This is a genomic window from Pseudomonas sp. TH32 (assembly GCF_016650855.1).
Lineage (GTDB): Bacteria > Pseudomonadota > Gammaproteobacteria > Pseudomonadales > Pseudomonadaceae > Aquipseudomonas.
In genome coordinates this window covers 182700-199559 of record NZ_JAEKFA010000002.1, presented here as the reverse complement: position 1 = coordinate 199559, position 16860 = coordinate 182700, and the positions used below count along the sequence as shown (strand labels likewise).

14 protein-coding genes are annotated in these 16860 nt (G+C 60.6%); 9 read left to right on the top strand and 5 right to left on the bottom strand.

All coding sequences use genetic code 11. The annotated features are described in order from the left end of the window. Window positions 1–3: 3 nt before the first annotated feature. Window positions 4–1344, top strand: coding sequence for an aminodeoxychorismate synthase component I (pabB, locus tag JFV30_RS04650; RefSeq protein WP_201122161.1), 1341 nt, complete (start codon window positions 4–6; stop codon window positions 1342–1344). Between the two features lie 113 nt (window positions 1345–1457). Here pabB and thrH read toward each other — a convergent pair whose 3' ends face one another. Beyond that, the gene (gene thrH, locus JFV30_RS04645) at window positions 1458–2075 is read right to left on the bottom strand and encodes a bifunctional phosphoserine phosphatase/homoserine phosphotransferase ThrH (protein ID WP_169387390.1); all 618 of its coding nucleotides are present in this window, start codon (window positions 2073–2075) and stop codon (window positions 1458–1460) included. 152 nt (window positions 2076–2227) lie between these two features. Here thrH and JFV30_RS04640 point away from each other — a divergent pair, with 152 nt between their 5' ends. The 3 genes from JFV30_RS04640 to JFV30_RS04630 all read left to right on the top strand — a co-directional run bounded on the left by JFV30_RS04640 (window position 2228) and on the right by JFV30_RS04630 (window position 5580). Next, window positions 2228–2962, top strand: a complete 735-nt coding sequence (locus JFV30_RS04640) for a phosphoadenylyl-sulfate reductase (RefSeq protein WP_010176442.1) — start codon at window positions 2228–2230, stop codon at window positions 2960–2962. A 352-nt stretch (window positions 2963–3314) separates the two neighbouring features. Next, complete coding sequence (locus JFV30_RS04635; RefSeq protein ID WP_201122159.1) at window positions 3315–4844, top strand: NCS1 family nucleobase:cation symporter-1; 1530 nt, start codon at window positions 3315–3317, stop codon at window positions 4842–4844. Between the two features lie 13 nt (window positions 4845–4857). Then, window positions 4858–5580 carry an aspartate/glutamate racemase family protein gene (locus tag JFV30_RS04630; protein WP_201122157.1) on the top strand — a complete coding sequence of 241 codons (723 nt, stop codon included), beginning with the start codon at window positions 4858–4860 and terminating at the stop codon, window positions 5578–5580. Here the strand turns inward: JFV30_RS04630 and JFV30_RS04625 are convergent. Further along, window positions 5577–6500, bottom strand: coding sequence for a LysR family transcriptional regulator (locus JFV30_RS04625; protein ID WP_201122156.1), 924 nt, complete (start codon window positions 6498–6500; stop codon window positions 5577–5579). The two genes, JFV30_RS04630 and JFV30_RS04625, sit on opposite strands and share 4 nt — an antisense overlap. Window positions 6501–6614: 114 nt before the next feature. Between JFV30_RS04625 and JFV30_RS04620 the strand changes: the two genes are divergently transcribed. Together JFV30_RS04620 and JFV30_RS04615 are read left to right on the top strand one after the other, a co-directional pair. Continuing rightward, window positions 6615–7361, top strand: a complete 747-nt coding sequence (locus tag JFV30_RS04620) for a 3-oxoacyl-ACP reductase family protein (protein ID WP_201122154.1) — start codon at window positions 6615–6617, stop codon at window positions 7359–7361. A gap of 120 nt (window positions 7362–7481) precedes the next feature. Beyond that, the gene (locus tag JFV30_RS04615; protein ID WP_201122152.1) at window positions 7482–10952 is read left to right on the top strand and encodes a hybrid sensor histidine kinase/response regulator; all 3471 of its coding nucleotides are present in this window, start codon (window positions 7482–7484) and stop codon (window positions 10950–10952) included. A 102-nt stretch (window positions 10953–11054) separates the two neighbouring features. Here the strand turns inward: JFV30_RS04615 and rmuC are convergent, their stop codons facing one another. After that, on the bottom strand, window positions 11055–12419 hold the full coding sequence (rmuC, locus tag JFV30_RS04610) for a DNA recombination protein RmuC (RefSeq protein ID WP_177325020.1): 1365 nt from the start codon (window positions 12417–12419) through the stop codon (window positions 11055–11057). 175 nt (window positions 12420–12594) lie between these two features. Then, window positions 12595–12918 carry a hypothetical protein gene (locus JFV30_RS04605; RefSeq protein WP_026078187.1) on the bottom strand — a complete coding sequence of 108 codons (324 nt, stop codon included), beginning with the start codon at window positions 12916–12918 and terminating at the stop codon, window positions 12595–12597. A gap of 846 nt (window positions 12919–13764) precedes the next feature. Between JFV30_RS04605 and JFV30_RS04600 the strand changes: the two genes are divergently transcribed. The 3 genes from JFV30_RS04600 to JFV30_RS04590 all read left to right on the top strand — a co-directional run bounded on the left by JFV30_RS04600 (window position 13765) and on the right by JFV30_RS04590 (window position 16173). Beyond that, complete coding sequence (locus tag JFV30_RS04600) at window positions 13765–13989, top strand: hypothetical protein (protein ID WP_003214941.1); 225 nt, start codon at window positions 13765–13767, stop codon at window positions 13987–13989. Between the two features lie 265 nt (window positions 13990–14254). Next, a complete protein-coding gene (locus tag JFV30_RS04595) occupies window positions 14255–14737 on the top strand; it encodes a hypothetical protein (protein ID WP_201122150.1) in 483 nt (160 codons plus the stop codon). A gap of 146 nt (window positions 14738–14883) precedes the next feature. After that, window positions 14884–16173, top strand: a complete 1290-nt coding sequence (locus JFV30_RS04590) for an OmpP1/FadL family transporter (protein ID WP_201122148.1) — start codon at window positions 14884–14886, stop codon at window positions 16171–16173. Window positions 16174–16238: 65 nt separating this feature from the next. Here JFV30_RS04590 and JFV30_RS04585 read toward each other — a convergent pair whose 3' ends face one another. Next, window positions 16239–16790 (bottom strand): glutathione peroxidase, encoded by a 552-nt coding sequence (locus tag JFV30_RS04585; protein ID WP_201122146.1) that lies wholly within the window; start codon window positions 16788–16790, stop codon window positions 16239–16241. Between the last annotated feature and the right edge of the window lie 70 nt (window positions 16791–16860).

The following is a 16860-nucleotide window of genomic DNA, read 5'->3' as shown; positions in this document are numbered from 1 at the left end:
CCAGTGAGCTGTTCCGTACACCCGCTGCCCTACCGGGCCAACCCTGCCGAATACTTTGCAGCGATTCTCCATGCCCCCGGCGCAGTGCTGCTGGACAGCGGCCGACCAACTGCCGACCGTGGCCGGTATGACCTGCTGAGCGCCTGGCCGGAGGCAACCCTGACGGTGCAACCCGACGAAAGCGGCAGCGATTTCCTGCAACGCCTACGGGAAAACCTGACGTTGCTGGGTGAAGCCAGCATTCCTGCGCCCTATGAGCTGCCATTCGCCGGTGGCCTGATCGGTTACCTGAGCTACGACTTCGGTCGTCATCTTGAACACTTGCCGCACTTGGCCGTGGACGACCTGCACCTGCCGGACGCGCGCTTTGGCCTGTACCCCTGGGCCCTGATCAGCGATCACCAGGCGCAGACCAGCCAACTGGTGTTCCACCCCAAACTGGCGGACAGCGAGCGGCAACGCCTGATCAGCCTGTTCAGCCAGCCGGCCATGCACGCACCGGCAACCTTCAAGCTGCAAGGCCCAATGGCGCCGGACGTGACCGCCGAAACCTACAAGCAGGCCCTCGCCCGCATCCAGGACTACATCCAGGCCGGTGACTGCTACCAGGTCAACTTCGCCCAACGCTTCCGCGCACTGTGCAGTGGCGACCCGTGGGTGGCTTACTGCGCCCTGCGTGAAGCCTGCCCGACGCCGTTTTCCGGGTTTCAGAGCCTGCCGGATGATGGCGCGGTGTTGAGTTTGTCGCCGGAGCGCTTCGTCAAAATCAGCCAGCGCCAGGTAGAGACTCGCCCGATCAAGGGCACCCGGCCACGCGGTGCAACGCCTGCTGAAGATGCGGCCAACGCCGCCGAGCTGCTGGCCAGCCCCAAGGACCGAGCCGAGAACCTGATGATCGTCGACCTGCTGCGCAACGACCTGGGCCGCACCTGCCGTACCGGCTCGGTGAAGGTCCCGGAGTTGTTCAGCCTCGAGAGCTATCCGAATGTGCACCACCTGGTGAGCAGCGTGACCGGCGAACTGGCCGACGATAAAGACGCCCTCGACCTGATCGCCGGCAGCTTCCCCGGCGGGTCCATCACCGGCGCCCCGAAGATTCGCGCGATGCAGATCATCGACGAGCTGGAGCCGACCCGGCGTGGCTTGTACTGCGGGTCACTGGTGTACCTGGACGTGCGCGGTGAGATGGACAGTTCCATCGCCATTCGCAGCTTGCTGGTCAAGGATGGGCAGGTGTGCTGCTGGGGCGGCGGCGGGATCGTCGCGGACTCGCAATGGCAGGCGGAGTACCAGGAGTCGATGACCAAGGTGCGGGTGTTGTTGGAGACGCTGGAAGGCCTGTAGCGACTGGACAGGCCTCATCACAGGCAAGCCAGCCCCCACATTTGAATGGGTTCACACATCAAAATGTGGGAGCTGGCTTGCCTGCGATGAGGGTGTCAGCTGCGCCGCATGACTTACAGGCTCAACGTCCGATTCGACGCCTTGATGAACTCTTTCTTCAAGTCCTCAAACGTATGCACCGCCGGGAACTGCGGGAACTCGCGGATCACGTTCTCCGGCGCGTGGAACAGAATCCCGCGGTCTGCCTCACCCAGCATGGTGGTGTCGTTGTAGGAATCACCGGCGGCAATCACCCGGTAGTACAGGGTCTTGAAGGCCAGTACCGACTGACGTTTGGGATCTTTCTGACGCAGTTGGTAGCTCACCACCCGGTCGTTCTCGTCGGTGATCAAGCGATGGCACAGCAAGGTCGGGAAGCCCAGTTGACGCATCAACGGTTGGGAGAACTCATAGAACGTGTCCGACAGGATCACCACCTGGAAGCGCTCGCGCAGCCAGTTGACGAATTCAATGGCGCCGTCCAGGGGCTTGAGGGTGGCGATCACTTCCTGGATGTCCGACAGTTTCAGCCCGTGCTCATCAAGAATGCGCAGGCGCTGTTTCATCAGCACGTCGTAGTCGGGAATGTCCCGGGTCGTGGCCCGCAAGGATTCAATACCGGTTTTTTCGGCGAAGGCGATCCAGATTTCCGGGACCAGCACCCCTTCCAGGTCGAGACAGGCAATTTCCACAAGACACTCCCATTTAAAGTTATTGAGTTGAGCGAGCAAAAGGACTGCCGAACTCTAGCGACTCACGCTGGCCGCCGCAACGCAGGCGGGATTTTGTTACCATCGCCCCCCTATAGAGCGCTCAGCGCCATTGACCTGTAGGAACCGTCCTGATGAACCAAGCCTTCGACGTCGCTGAACTCGCCGCGACTTACGCCAACAAATCCGCCCAGGACATTCTCAAGCTGGCGTTCAGCCAGTTTGGCGACGACCTGTGGATCTCTTTCAGCGGTGCCGAGGACGTGGTGCTGGTAGACATGGCCTGGAAGCTGAACAAGAACGTCAAGGTGTTCAGCCTCGACACCGGCCGCCTGCACCCGGAGACCTACCGGTTCATCGAGCAGGTGCGTGAGTTCTACAAGATCGACATCGAGCTGATCTCGCCCGACCAGAGCAAGCTGGAACCCTTCGTCAAGGAAAAGGGCCTGTTCAGCTTCTACAAGGACGGCCATGGCGAGTGCTGCGGCGTGCGCAAGATCGAACCGCTGCGCCGCAAGCTGTCCGGCGTGAGCGCCTGGGCCACCGGCCAGCGCCGCGACCAGAGCCCAGGCACCCGCAGCCAGGTGGCCGCGCTGGAAATCGACAGCGCCTTCTCCACACCGGAACGCACCCTGTACAAGTTCAACCCGCTTGCGCAGATGACCAGCGAAGAGATCTGGGGTTACATCCGCATGCTGGAGTTGCCGTACAACAGCCTGCACGAGCGCGGTTTTATCAGCATCGGCTGTGAGCCCTGCACCCGCCCGGTACTGCCGAACCAGCACGAACGCGAAGGCCGTTGGTGGTGGGAAGAAGCAACCCAGAAGGAATGCGGGTTGCACGCGGGAAACATCATCAGCAAGGCGTAACGCCAGATCCAGAATCCTGTACACAGAAATGTCACCATCGGTGCCATTTTTGTGTGCACTTATAAAATCCTGCACCGAAAAGTTACACCCTTCTGCGCAGCACCTCCGCTTAAATCCCGTCCCGTCCCTGCACTACAAAATAAATAGCTGTTCAATCGGTCAATTTATATCGCTTTAAATTCAGCTGTTTATTTCCAATCACTCTAAAAACCAAATCCTCCGACATTTTCCCAGGCGAAAATCTGGCACGCATGTGGCTTAAGGCAAAACACACTTTGTATACAATTAATAAAAAAGATACATACACTTTGACCTCAGCCAACCGCCTGCTGATGTCCAGGAGCCTGCCGGAATGCGTACAAGTCTCTCCAATAACATCGCACTGGATCTGCCCTCCTCCACCCTGAACCCCGAGGCCGCGAGCCCCGGCCCGCTGGTACTCAGCCCGCGCCTGCACAACAAGGACCTTGCGCCTACCAAGGCCGAAGGCCGGCGCTGGGGCCGCTACAGCATCTTTGCCCTGTGGACCAACGATGTGCACAACATCGCCAACTATTCCTTCGCCATTGGCCTGTATGCGCTGGGCCTGGGCGGCTGGCAGATTCTGCTGTCCCTGGGAATCGGCGCGGCGCTGGTGTACTTCTTCATGAACCTGTCCGGCTATATGGGGCAGAAGACCGGCGTGCCGTTTCCGGTGATCAGCCGCATCAGTTTCGGCATCCATGGCGCGCAGATTCCGGCGCTGATTCGCGCGGTGATCGCGATCGCCTGGTTCGGGATTCAGACCTACCTCGCCTCGGTGGTTTTCCGCGTGCTGTTGACGGCAGTTCATCCAGGTTTTGCCGACTACGACCACAACTCGATCCTCGGCTTGTCGAGCCTCGGCTGGGCGTGTTTCGTGGCGATCTGGCTTGTGCAACTGGCCATCCTCGCCTATGGCATGGAGATGGTACGTCGCTATGAAGCGTTCGCCGGGCCGGTGATTTTGCTGACCGTGGCATCCCTGGCCGGCTGGATGTACTTCCAGGCGGGCGGCCAGATCGCCTGGTCGATCCGCGAGCCGCTGAGCGGTGGCGAAATGTGGCGCAATATCTTTGCCGGTGGCGCGCTGTGGCTGGCGATCTACGGCACGCTGATCCTGAATTTCTGCGACTTCGCCCGCTCTTCGCCCTGCCGCAAGACCATCAAGGTCGGCAACTTCTGGGGCCTGCCGGTGAATATCCTGGTGTTCGCCGCCATCACCGTGCTGCTGTGTGGCGGGCAGTTCCACCTCAATGGCCGGGTGATCGAGAGCCCCACGGAAATCATCGCGGCGATTCCAAACACCTTCTTCCTGGTGCTGGGTTGCCTGGCGTTCCTGATCGTGACCGTGGCGGTGAACATCATGGCCAACTTCGTCGCACCGGCCTTTGTGCTGAGCAACCTGGCGCCCAAGTACCTGAACTTCCGCCGCGCCGGGCTGATCAGCGCCACCGTGGCGGTGCTGATCCTGCCGTGGAACCTCTACAACAGCCCGTTGGTGATCGTGTATTTCCTCTCGGGCCTGGGCGCGCTGTTGGGGCCGTTGTACGGCGTGATCATGGTCGACTACTGGCTGATCCGCAAAAGCCAGGTGGATGTGCCGCAGCTGTATAGCGAAGACCCGAATGGCGCTTATTACTACAGCCGCGGCGTCAATCTGCGCGCGGTGGCTGCGTTTATTCCTGCGGCGGTGATCGCCATTCTCCTCGCGCTGCTGCCCGGTTTTGCCCACGTGTCGCCCTTCTCCTGGCTGATTGGCGCCGGTATTGCAGGGCTGCTGTACCTGCTGTTTGCCAAACGCCAGCCGTATTACGCCGATGTGAGCGGCGAAAGCATTGCAGTCGATAACGTCAGTCATTAAGTAAGGACATTCCATGCGCATCCTTGTGGTCAACGTCAACACCACCGAATCCATCACCGAGGCCATCGCCAAACAGGCGCGGGCGGTGGCGTCCCCGGGCACCGAGATCGTCGGGCTGACGCCGTTTTTTGGTGCCGAATCGGTGGAGGGCAACTTTGAAAGCTACCTGGCGGCCATTGCCGTGATGGACCGGGTGATGGCCTACGACCAGCCGTTCGACGCGGTGATCCAGGCCGGGTACGGCGAGCATGGCCGCGAAGGGTTGCAGGAGTTGCTCAATGTGCCGGTGGTGGACATCACCGAAGCGGCCGCCAGTACTGCGATGTTCCTCGGGCACGCCTATTCGGTGGTGACCACCCTGGACCGCACCGTGCCGCTGATCGAGGACCGGCTGAAGCTGGCGGGTTTGTATCAGCGTTGCGCGTCGGTGCGGGCCAGCGGCATGGCCGTGCTGGAACTGGAAGAAGACCCGTTGCGCACCATGGAAGCCATCGTGCGCCAGGCTGAATTGGCGATCAGCGAAGACAAGGCCGAAGTGATCTGCCTGGGCTGCGGCGGCATGGCCGGGCTGGATGAACAGATTCGCTACCGCACCAAGGTTCCGGTGGTGGACGGCGTGACGGCGGCAGTGACGATTGCCGAAGGATTGGTGCGGTTGGGCCTGTCGACCTCGAAGATCCGCACGTATGCGACGCCGAGGCCGAAGAAAGTGATCGGCTGGCCGGGGCGTTCCTAGATCGCACTGAACCGCTGCCCCAGCTCGCGCTCGACAAACTGCTCGAGGATGAAATCCACAAACGCCCGGGTCTTGCCGGGCAGCAGTTTGTGTTCGGCGTAGTACAGCGAGATGTTGCCGTCGTCGACGTACCAGTCGGGCAGTACCCGTACCAGTTGGCCGCTGTCCAGATACGGTACGGCCATCGGCATGCTGACCAGCGCAATCCCCAGGCCCTGGGCGCTGGCGCAGCAGGCGGCGCCGGAGTCACTCATGGTCATGCGCGGCTTGAGCACCAACGGGCGTTGTTCGCGCGTACGGTGGGTGAGTTGCCAGGAACGTATGCGCCCGGTTTGCGGTGAGCGGATCAGGATGCCGTTGCAGAGCGACAAGTCCTCGGGGGCGATCACCGGCTTGCGTGTGGCGAGGTATGCCGGCGAAGCCAGCAGGATCCGGTGCGCCGGTGCCAGCTTGCGCGCGACCACGCCTTGGGGCAGTTCAAAACCACCGCCGATCGCCGCATCGAAGCCTTGTCCGATCAGGTCCACCTGGCGGTTATCGAAATGCCAGTCGGGGTTGATGTCAGGAAAACGCCTTAGAAACTCCCCCAGCAACGGCACCACATAACGGTTGCCGAACACCGTGCCCATGCTCACTTTCAGCGTGCCCACCGGCCGGCCTTCGGCACTGGCCAGGTTGGCCACGGCGTTTTGAATGGTGGTGAGGCTGCCACTGACTTCCTCCAGGAACAGTTTGCCGGCTTCCGTCAGGGTCAGGCGCCGGGTGCTACGCTGGAACAGCCGTACACCGAGGCGCGCCTCCAGCTTGGCCACGCTTTTGCCCACGGCCGCCGGGGTCAGGCTCAGGTGCCGGGCGGCCTCGGCAAAGCTGCCGCCTTCGGCGCTGCGCACGAAGCATTCGATACTTCCAAAGCTTTCCATATCGCCCCACTCTAAACTTTTGGTTTACACAGACTATAGCAATCACGGTCTACCGGGCGCGCCGGGTGAGGTCGATACTCGGCTCCAACCTCAACACACCTTTTGGAGAACGACATGACCACACAAAACCTCAGCGGCAAAGTCGCCTTGATCCAGGGCGGTTCCCGCGGTATCGGCGCCGCCATCGTCAAGCGCCTGGCCGCCCAGGGCGCAGCCGTCGCCTTTACCTACGTCAGCTCGGCCGCCAAGGCCGAGGAATTGCAGAACAGCGTGATCAGCGAAGGCGGCAAAGCCCTGGCGATCCATGCCGACAGCGCCGACGCAGACGCCATCCGCAGCGCCGTCAACGCCACCGTCAAGGCATTCGGGCGCCTGGATATCCTGGTCAACAACGCAGGCGTGCTGGCCGTCGGCCCGCTGGAAGATTTCAAACTGGAAGACTTCGACCGCACCCTGGCGATCAACGTGCGCAGCGTGTTTGTGGCCACCCAGGAAGCCGCGCGCCACATGGGCGAAGGTGGCCGCATCATCAACATCGGCAGCACCAACGCCGAACGCATGCCATTTGCCGGTGGCGGCCCGTACGCCATGAGCAAATCCGCGCTGGTAGGCCTGACCAAAGGCCTTGCACGGGACCTTGGGCCACGTGGCATCACCATTAATAACGTGCAGCCAGGCCCGGTGGATACCGACATGAACCCGGCCAGTGGTGACTTCGCCGAGAGCCTGATCGGCTTAATGGCCGTCGGCCGTTATGGCCATGTGGAAGAGGTCGCCAGTTTCGTCGCTTACCTGGTGGGCCCTGAAGCCGGCTATATCACCGGCGCCAGCCTGACCATCGACGGCGGTTTCAGCGCGTAAGGCAAAGCTGCGACATCACACCACGCTCCGACCTTGGTCGACACTGACTAACGCCAAGCATCATGCGAGACTGTTCGCCCGGGCCGGGAATGCCCGGGCGTTCTTATGTCTGGAGTTCTCATGACGCTGTCCAGCGGGCTGATCGCCGCCGTTGCCCTGGCCTATATGGCCATTATGTTTGCCATCGCCTTCTACGGTGACCGTCGCCATGCGCCGTTGCCACCGCGCGTGCGTGCCTGGGTGTATAGCCTGTCGCTGGCGGTGTATTGCACCAGCTGGACCTTCTTTGGTGCCGTAGGCCAGGCGGCCGAACAGTTGTGGGCGTTCTTACCGATCTACCTCGGACCGGTGCTGCTGCTGGTGCTCGCGCCGTGGGTCCTGCAGAAGATGGTGCTGATCAGCAAGCAGGAAAACATCACCTCCATCGCCGACTTTATTGCCGCCCGCTATGGCAAATCCCAATCCCTCGCGGTGGTGGTGGCGCTGATCTGCCTGGTGGGCGTCCTGCCTTATATAGCCTTGCAGCTTAAAGGCATCGTGCTGGGGGTGAACCTGCTGATCGGTGCCAGCACCGATACCACCGGCACCCGCTCCCAGGACACGGCGCTGATCGTGTCGTTGGTATTGGCGTTGTTCACCATTGTGTTCGGTACCCGCAACCTGGACGCCACGGAACACCACCGGGGCATGGTGCTGGCGATTGCCTTTGAATCCCTGGTCAAGCTGTTCGCGTTTCTCGCCGTGGGTGCGTTTGTGACCTACGGCCTGTACGACGGTTTCGAAGACTTGTTCAGCCAGGCGATGCTCGCGCCACGGCTGGAGGAGTACTGGAAAGAAACCGTCAACTGGCCTTCGATGGTGGTGCAAACCGGCGTAGCCATGATGGCGATCATCTGCCTGCCCCGGCAGTTTCACGTCACCGTGGTCGAAAACATTGACCCTCAGGACCTGCGCCTGGCCAAGTGGGTGTTCCCGGCGTACCTGATCCTCGCCGCGCTGTTTGTGATCCCGATTGCCCTCGGCGGGAAGATGATGCTTCCGGGTTCGGTATTGCCGGATTCCTACGTGATCAGCCTGCCGCTGGCCGAAGCCCATCCGGCCCTCGCCGTGCTGGCATTTATCGGCGGTGCCTCGGCGGCCACGGGCATGGTGATCGTCGCAAGCATCGCGTTGTCGACCATGGTTTCCAACGACATGCTGTTGCCCTGGCTGCTGCGCCGCTCCAGCGCCGAACGGCCATTTGAGGTATTTCGTCACTGGATGTTGTCGGTGCGTCGGGTGAGCATTGTGATCATCCTGCTGCTGGCTTACGTCAGTTACCGGCTGCTGGGGTCCTCTGCCAGCCTTGCAACGATCGGGCAGATTGCCTTCGCCGCCGTGACCCAACTGGCACCGGCGATGCTGGGTGCGTTGTATTGGAAACAGGCCAACCGACGCGGGGTATTTGCCGGGTTGGCGGCGGGTACGTTCCTGTGGTTCTACACCTTGGTCCTACCGGTCACCGCGAAAAGTCTCGGCTGGTCGTTCAGCCTTTTCCCCGGCATGACGTGGTTGCATTCGCACCCGTTGGGTCTATCGGTGACTTCTCTGACGCTGGGCACCGTATTTTCCCTGGCGGGTAACTTCACGTTGTTCGTGTGGGTCTCCATGCTCTCGCGCACGCGGGTGTCGGAGCATTGGCAGGCCGGGCGTTTTATTGGCCAGGAAACCAGCCAACGGGCCAGCGCCCGCTCGATGCTCTCGGTGCAGATCAACGATTTGCTCAGCCTCGCGGCGCGGTTTGTCGGTGAAGAACGGGCTCACCAGAGTTTCGTGCGTTTCGCCTACCGCCAGGGCAAAGGCTTTAACCCCAACCAGAACGCCGACAACGACTGGATCGCCCACACCGAACGCCTGCTGGCCGGTGTGCTGGGGGCCTCATCGACCCGGGCGGTGGTGAAAGCCGCCATTGAAGGCCGGGAAATGCAGCTGGAGGACGTGGTACGCATCGCCGACGAAGCGTCGGAAGTGCTGCAGTTCAACCGGGCGCTGTTGCAAGGCGCCATCGAAAACATCACCCAGGGCATCAGCGTGGTGGACCAGTCCCTGCGGCTGGTGGCGTGGAACCGGCGCTACCTGGAGCTGTTCAATTACCCCGACGGTCTGATCAGCGTGGGCCGGCCGATTGCCGACATTATTCGCTACAACGCCGAGCGCGGGCTGTGCGGCCCGGGCGAGGCCGAAGTGCACGTGGCGCGCCGCCTGCACTGGATGCGCCAGGGTCGCGCGCACACGTCCGAGCGGCTGTTTCCCAATGGCCGGGTGATCGAACTGATCGGCAACCCGATGCCGGGCGGCGGGTTTGTCATGAGTTTCACCGACATCACCGCGTTCCGCGAAGCCGAGCAAGCACTCACCGAGGCCAATGAAGGGCTGGAGCAGCGGGTGACCGAGCGTACCCATGAACTGTCCCAACTGAACGTCGCGCTGACCGACGCCAAGGGTGTCGCCGAGACCGCCAGCCAGTCAAAAACCCGGTTCCTCGCGGCGGTCAGTCACGACTTGATGCAGCCGTTGAACGCCGCCAGGCTGTTCTCCGCCGCCCTCTCCCACCAGAACGACGGCATGTCGGCCGATGCCCGGCAGTTGGTGCAGCACCTCGACAGTTCGCTGCGTTCGGCGGAAGACCTGATCAGCGACCTGCTGGATATCTCGCGCCTGGAAAACGGCAAAATCAATCCGCAGCGCCAGCCCTTCGTGCTCAACGAACTGTTTGATACGTTGGGCGCCGAGTTCAAGGCGCTGGCCCAGGAGCAGGGTTTGCGCTTCCGGCTGCGGGGCAGTCGCTTGCGGGTGGACAGTGACATCAAGTTGCTGCGGCGGGTGTTGCAGAACTTCCTCACCAACGCGTTCCGCTATGCCGACGGGCCGGTGCTACTGGGTGTCAGGCGCCGTCGCGGAGAGTTGTGCCTGGAGGTGTGGGACCGTGGTCCCGGCATTCCCCAGGACAAGCAGAAAGTCATCTTCGAAGAATTCAAACGCCTGGACAGCCATCAGACCCGCGCGGAAAAGGGCCTGGGCCTGGGCCTGGCGATTGCCGACGGCTTGTGCCGCGTGCTCGGGCATCGCTTGAGTGTGCGCTCATGGCCCGGCAAGGGCAGTGTCTTCAGCGTCCGCGTGCCGTTGGCGCGTACCCAGGTCAGTGCACCCGCCAAGCCGGCGCTCGAAAGCGGCCAACCGCTGAGCGGCGCCCAGGTGCTGTGTGTGGACAACGAAGAAAGCATCCTGATCGGCATGCGCAGCTTGCTCACGCGCTGGGGCTGTGAAGTCTGGACTGCCCGCGACCAGGCGCAATGTGCCGCGCTGCTGGCGGAGGGCGTACGGCCGCAACTGGCCCTGGTGGATTACCACCTCGACCACGGCGAAACCGGCACCGAGCTGATGGGCTGGCTACGGGCGCAATTGGCAGAGCCGATTCCGGGTGTGGTGATCAGTGCCGATGGACGGCCAGAGATGGTGGCCCAGGTGCATGCGGCGGGACTGGATTACCTGGCCAAGCCGGTGAAGCCAGCGGCGTTGCGGGCGTTGTTGAGCCGGCACCTGCCGCTCTGACCCTGTGGGAGCTGGCTTGCCTGCGATGCAGGCGGCTCGGTCTCTGAAGTGAAACCGAGTTGCTACCCTCGCAGGCAAGCCAGCTCCCACAAAGGCCGGTGACTATTCCGGCAGCTGCGCCACGCCGTCTTCATCGGTCATCGCCCGCTCCAGCAGGTCAGCCGGCAGGCTTTTGCTGGCGCGGGCACCGAGCAGCTTCAATTGCTCGGTACGGCTGACCAGGTTTCCGCGCCCATCTGTCAGCTTGTTACGCGCCGCGCTGTAGGCTTTGTCCAACTGCTGCAGGCGGTTGCCCACCTCGTCCAGGTCCTGGATAAACAGCACGAACTTGTCGTACAGCCAACCGGCGCGCTCGGCGATTTCCCGGGCGTTCTGGCTTTGCCGTTCCTGTTTCCACAGGCTGTCGATGACCCGCAAGGTGGCCAGCAGCGTGGTCGGGCTGACGATCACGATATTGCGGTCGAACGCTTCCTGGAACAGGTTAGGCTCCGCTTGAAGCGCCGCCGAAAACGCGGCTTCGATGGGCACGAACAGCAGCACGAAATCCAGGCTGTGCAGACCTTCCAGGCGCTTGTAGTCCTTGCCGGCCAGGCCTTTGACGTGGTTACGCAACGACAGCACGTGTTGCTTCAGGGCGACCTGGCCGATCGCTTGATCGTCCTCGGCGACGTACTGCTGATAGGCAGTCAGGCTCACTTTGGAGTCCACCACCACCTGCTTGTCACCCGGCAGCATGATCAACACGTCGGGCTGGAAGCGCTCGCCGTCCGGGCCCTTGAGGCTGACCTGGGTCTGGTACTCGCGGCCCTTTTCCAGACCGGCGTGTTCCAGCACCCGCTCCAGAATCAATTCGCCCCAGTTGCCCTGGGTTTTCTGGCCCTTGAGGGCCCGCGTCAGGTTGGTGGCTTCATCGGACAGGCGCAGGTTCAGCTGCTGCAGGCGCTCCAGCTCCTTGGCCAGGGAGAACCGCTCGCGGGCTTCGCTCTGGTAGCTTTCTTCAACGCGCTTTTCGAACGACTGGATGCGTTCCTTGAGTGGGTCGAGCAATTGGCCGAGGCGTTGCTGGCTGGTCTCGGCGAAGCGCTGCTCGCGCTCGTCGAAGATCTTCCCGGCGAGCTCGGCGAACTGCGCGCGCAGTTCATCGCGGGAGCCTTGCAGGTCGTTGAGGCGTTGCTGGTGGCTTTCCTGCTGCTCGCGCAGTTCTGCGCGCAGGGACGCGGACAGGGCGTCCAGGCGGCGCAGTTCGGTTTCTTTGGCGGAACGGTCGAGGTTCCAGGCGTGGGCGGCATCGCGGGCGTTGTCGCGGTCGATCTGCAGCAGTTCGACTTCGCGGCGCACGGCCGCCAGGTCGGCCTGTTTGGCGGCGTTGGCCTGGCTCAGGTCGCTGATTTCGTCACGGCTGGCGTCCAGTTGCGCGGCAAGCCCTTCCTGGGCCAGCTGTGCGGTGGCCAGGCGCTCTTCGAGCAATTCCCAGCCGGCCATTCGGGCAGACAGTTTCCGCTGGATCTGCCAGCACAGGCCCAATAGCGGCAATCCAGCACCGGCGAGACCCAGCACAACACTGGTCCAGTCAAAAGCCATAGCGATTCCTGCCGTCACCCGAAAAGAAGAAGGTTAACCAAGCCTGCGCATCGAGGACAGCTCAGTCTTCGATCTGGCCCAATTCACGCTGGGCGATTCGGTCGCCGGCACGAGCGGCCTGGCGCAGCAGGTCGTGGCCGATGCGGCGGTCCCGGGCGTTGCCGCACTCGCGGCACATCAATTGGCCCAGACGGCTTTGCGCCACTACCACGCCAGCGCGGGCCGGTTGCTTGAGCAAATGCCCGGCGAAATGTTTGACGTTGGGGCTATGGCCCAGGCGCGGGCTGTCGAGCAACCACAAGGCGACTTTCAGGGAGAAACGCTTGGGTGCGGTAACAACCTGAGGGCTGTCGGTAACAGAAGGTGATACTGAGCGAAACTTCATAAAGCACTGTGGGACAGAACGGAAGGCGCGCCACTCTACTCTTTTTTTCACACAGGTAAAGCTGAAAAAAGCCTGCACGCCCGTTCTAGAGCAAGCGCTTGGGACAATCCACAGAAGCTGTGGATAACTCAGTGGACAACCGTTCTGTAACTCCCGCAAAGGCCCATGGAACGGGGTCCGCAGTCAAACTGACGATTTTTTCACCAATAAAAAAAAGCTCGATTTTTCATTGACTTAAATTTTAGTTGCAGGCACCCGGGGGCACTACAGGGCTTATGTCAGTGCGGTTACACAGGGCGCAACCAATGTGCACAACTACCCACCTTGCGGTTATATCCACCGAGTTTTTTGTCAGATCGGATGCTCAGAAATGTTACCGGCGCACCGAGGCCAGAAAAGTTTTTTGCCTACCACACTTTCTTTCCACGTTTCAATCCGTTACTATCCGCGGCGTTAGTACCAAGCTGAAAGTCAATTCTGGTCGAACAACTCCCTCACGGCACCGCCGACAAAAAGGGATCGACCACCTCGATGGTTTCCAGGTATCACTTGCGACGACACTGCCTTTGAACAATGCAAAGGGTGTCGCGAAGTACCCATACTCTGACCGAACCAGCCTGCAAATTGATCAGGATCTTCACCCGGGGCCCAGAACCTTTGCCCCTGTTGTGTTGCCTGCCCTCCTAAGTACCTACCTGCCAGCCCAAGCGCGCCAATTTAATAGCGCTTCAAACTGGCTGCTTTGTTCCAGTCGGGTTCTTCGCTTGATCAATGGTGATCAGCGTCACTGGAACGTTTTAACGTTGCACGGTTCTTAACCGTGTCATTTGTAGGAACACCAATAATATGTCCACTCAAATCCACACTCAGGATGCCATTCGCACCCTCACCAACGCTTTTGCACCAATGAACTGCCTGATCATGGCCGCTCGCAAAGGCTGCTTCAGCTTTACCCTGGTCAACGAACACGGCATCGCTCGTCACAGCGAACGCCTGTACCCCGATCAATACTCCAGCGCAGAACCGCTGCAGGCCGTGATCGATCGTACTCGCCAGGCACTGGTTGCCTGATCGACCCGGATCGCTGAAACACAAAAACCCCGGTTAAAACCCGGGGTTTTTTATTGCCTGAAATTCAGGCGCGCTAAGTTTAAATTGATATAAACGATATAACTAAATGATGAAAATATTTTAAAAACAGTCCTTTACGTCGTAAATATGACACTACACTTCAACTCAAGCGGCATGATCCGCTTCCGGCGAGCCTGAGATCCGATTCACTGCTGCCAAGCCCCCTCTCAGGTATCGCCGACCAATTTCATGGATTGAGGCTTTTATGGGCATCGCCGCCAGCGAATTGTGTCGTTATGTGATCCGGCCCACCCTGCTGTATCTGGGTCGCCATAACCCGACTGCCGAATCCCTACTGCTGGGCATCGCTGCCAGCCAGTCGGCACTCGGTTCAGCCCTGCACGACCGCCGCGGCCATGGCCTCTACAGCATTACCGAACCGCGCCACCGCGCCTTGTGGGACGACTACCTGGCGCTCGACCCCGAGCGCGCCAGCCTGGTTCGTGGCCTCGCCAGCCAGCACGCGTTCCTCAGCGGGCCGCAGCTGGAGCTGACGGTCAACCTGCGTTACGCCACCGCCATCGCCTGGCTGCTGGTGGAACAACACCACCCTGCCCTGCCGCCACCCGACGACGTTTTGGCCATGGCGCGTATCTGGAAAGAAATATTTCACCCCCAGGGCCGGCTTCGGGATTTCACCCAGGCCTGGCAAACCTGTGTTTCACCCATGAATCACGTCGCTTGTTAACCGGGCGATTTGCAAGATTCGGCTAAAAACGTTGATTTTGGTCGGATTGTCCTACAAAACCGCTCTATCTCCTATGTTTCAGCCTATAGCGCAAACATAAATTTATTGTTACTTTCCGCAGCGGTGATCACCACGGAGTTCTAATAATGAAAAAAGTAATGCTCAAGACGACACTTAGCCTCGCCGTTGCAATGGCCTCCTCCCACGTGTTCGCGAGCGGCTTCGCCCTCAACGAACAGGACGTTGCCGGGATGGGTACCGGTTTTGCGGGACGTTCTTCATCTGCCGATAACGCAAGCACCGTTTATGGTAACCCTGCCGGTATGGCTCGCCTCGAAGGCCAGCAAGTTACAGGTGGTGTTGCAGCGATCGATGCCTCCACCAATATCAAAGATGTCAGTGGCCGCTCCAGCGGCAGCAACAAAGGCGACATGGTGCCTTTCACTGCCGTTCCTTTCGGTTTCTACACCAATAAACTCAATGAGCAATGGGCTGTCGGTTTCGGCGTCTATGCACCATTTGGCCTGGTGACTGATTACGAAAATGGCTTCCAGGGCAAAGCATTCGGCAGTAAGAGCGAAGTGAAGGTCATCACCTTCCAGCCAACCGTCAGCTATGCCTTCAACGACAGGGTCTCCATTGGTTTTGGTCCGACTATCAACCGTATCTCCGGTACGCTTGAGTCCGACATCAACCTGCCAATCGCGGGTACCGGCTCCAACAACATCAAGATCAAGGGTGACGACACCGCGCTCGGCTTCAACGCCGGCCTGCTGGTACAAGCCACTGACACCACTCGTGTGGGCCTGACCTACCACTCGAAAGTGAAGTACAAGCTCGAAGGCCATACCGAAGTGACCAAAGGGACCAACGTTCCTGCCAGTCTCTTGAACAACGGCCGCTACGACGCCTCGCTGAAGATCGACACGCCTGAATCCTGGGACCTGTCCGTTACTCAAGACTTGAGCGACGCCTGGAAACTCTATGCGGGCGCAACCTGGACGCGCTGGAGCCGACTGAAAGACATCACCGTCAATAACGAAGGCGTCTCGGCCGCCGCGGGCAGCGGTGCCTTGGCTCCGCAAATTGTCGGCAGCATCAAGGAAGAGCAGAACTGGCACGATACCTGGGCCTACGCCCTGGGTACTTCGTACCGTGTGACCAAGCAGGTGGTACTGCGTACCGGCCTGACGTTCGACCAGTCGCCGACCAACAACACTGATCGCTCGCCGCGCATCCCTACCGGTGACCGGACGATCTTCAGCCTCGGCCTGGGCTACGACGTAATGCCGAACATGACCATCGACCTGGCTTACTCCTACCTCAAGGAAGAACCGGTCAAAGTTGCACGCTCTAACGCACTGGGCCAGTCCTACAACGCCAAGTACGAAAACAGCGCCAACGGTTTTGGCCTGGGTGTGACGTACAAGTTCTGATGTAAAGCGACATGAAAAAGCCCCGCTCTCTTGCAAAAGAGGCGGGGCTTTTTAGTCGGCGCTGATCAGGGCTTCGAAGCCAGCGCCTCTTCCACCGCCTTGATCAAATCGGGGCTATCCGGCTTGGTCAGGCTGGAGAAGTTGGCAATTACCTTGCCCTGGCGGTCCACCACGTACTTGTAGAAATTCCACTTCGGCGCGCTGCTCTGCTGCGCCAGGATCTTGAACAGATGCACCGCGTCCGGGCCCTTGACCTTCTGTGGCTCGGTCATGGTGAAGGTCACGCCGTAGTTCACATAGCAAACCTTGGCGGTTTCCTCGCCGGTCTTGGCTTCCTGCTTGAAGTCATCGGACGGCACACCAATCACTTCCAGGCCCTGGCCCTTGTAGCGCTGATACAAGGCTTCGAGCCCTTTGAACTGTGGCGCAAACCCGCAGAAGCTGGCGGTGTTGACGATCACCAGCGGCTTGCCGGCGAAGCGTTGGCACAGGTCGATGGATTCCTTGGCGCGCAGCTTGGGCAACTGGCCTTCAAGCAACTGCGGGCAATCGGCGGCCATGGCGACGCCGCCAAAAGCCACCATCAGAGCGGGTACTGCAAGCCAGCGCATGTGCATGTCACCTGTCCTTGAAAAGTCTCAGACACAGAACTTAACAGATCGCCATGCCCAACTGCATCAATGCCAG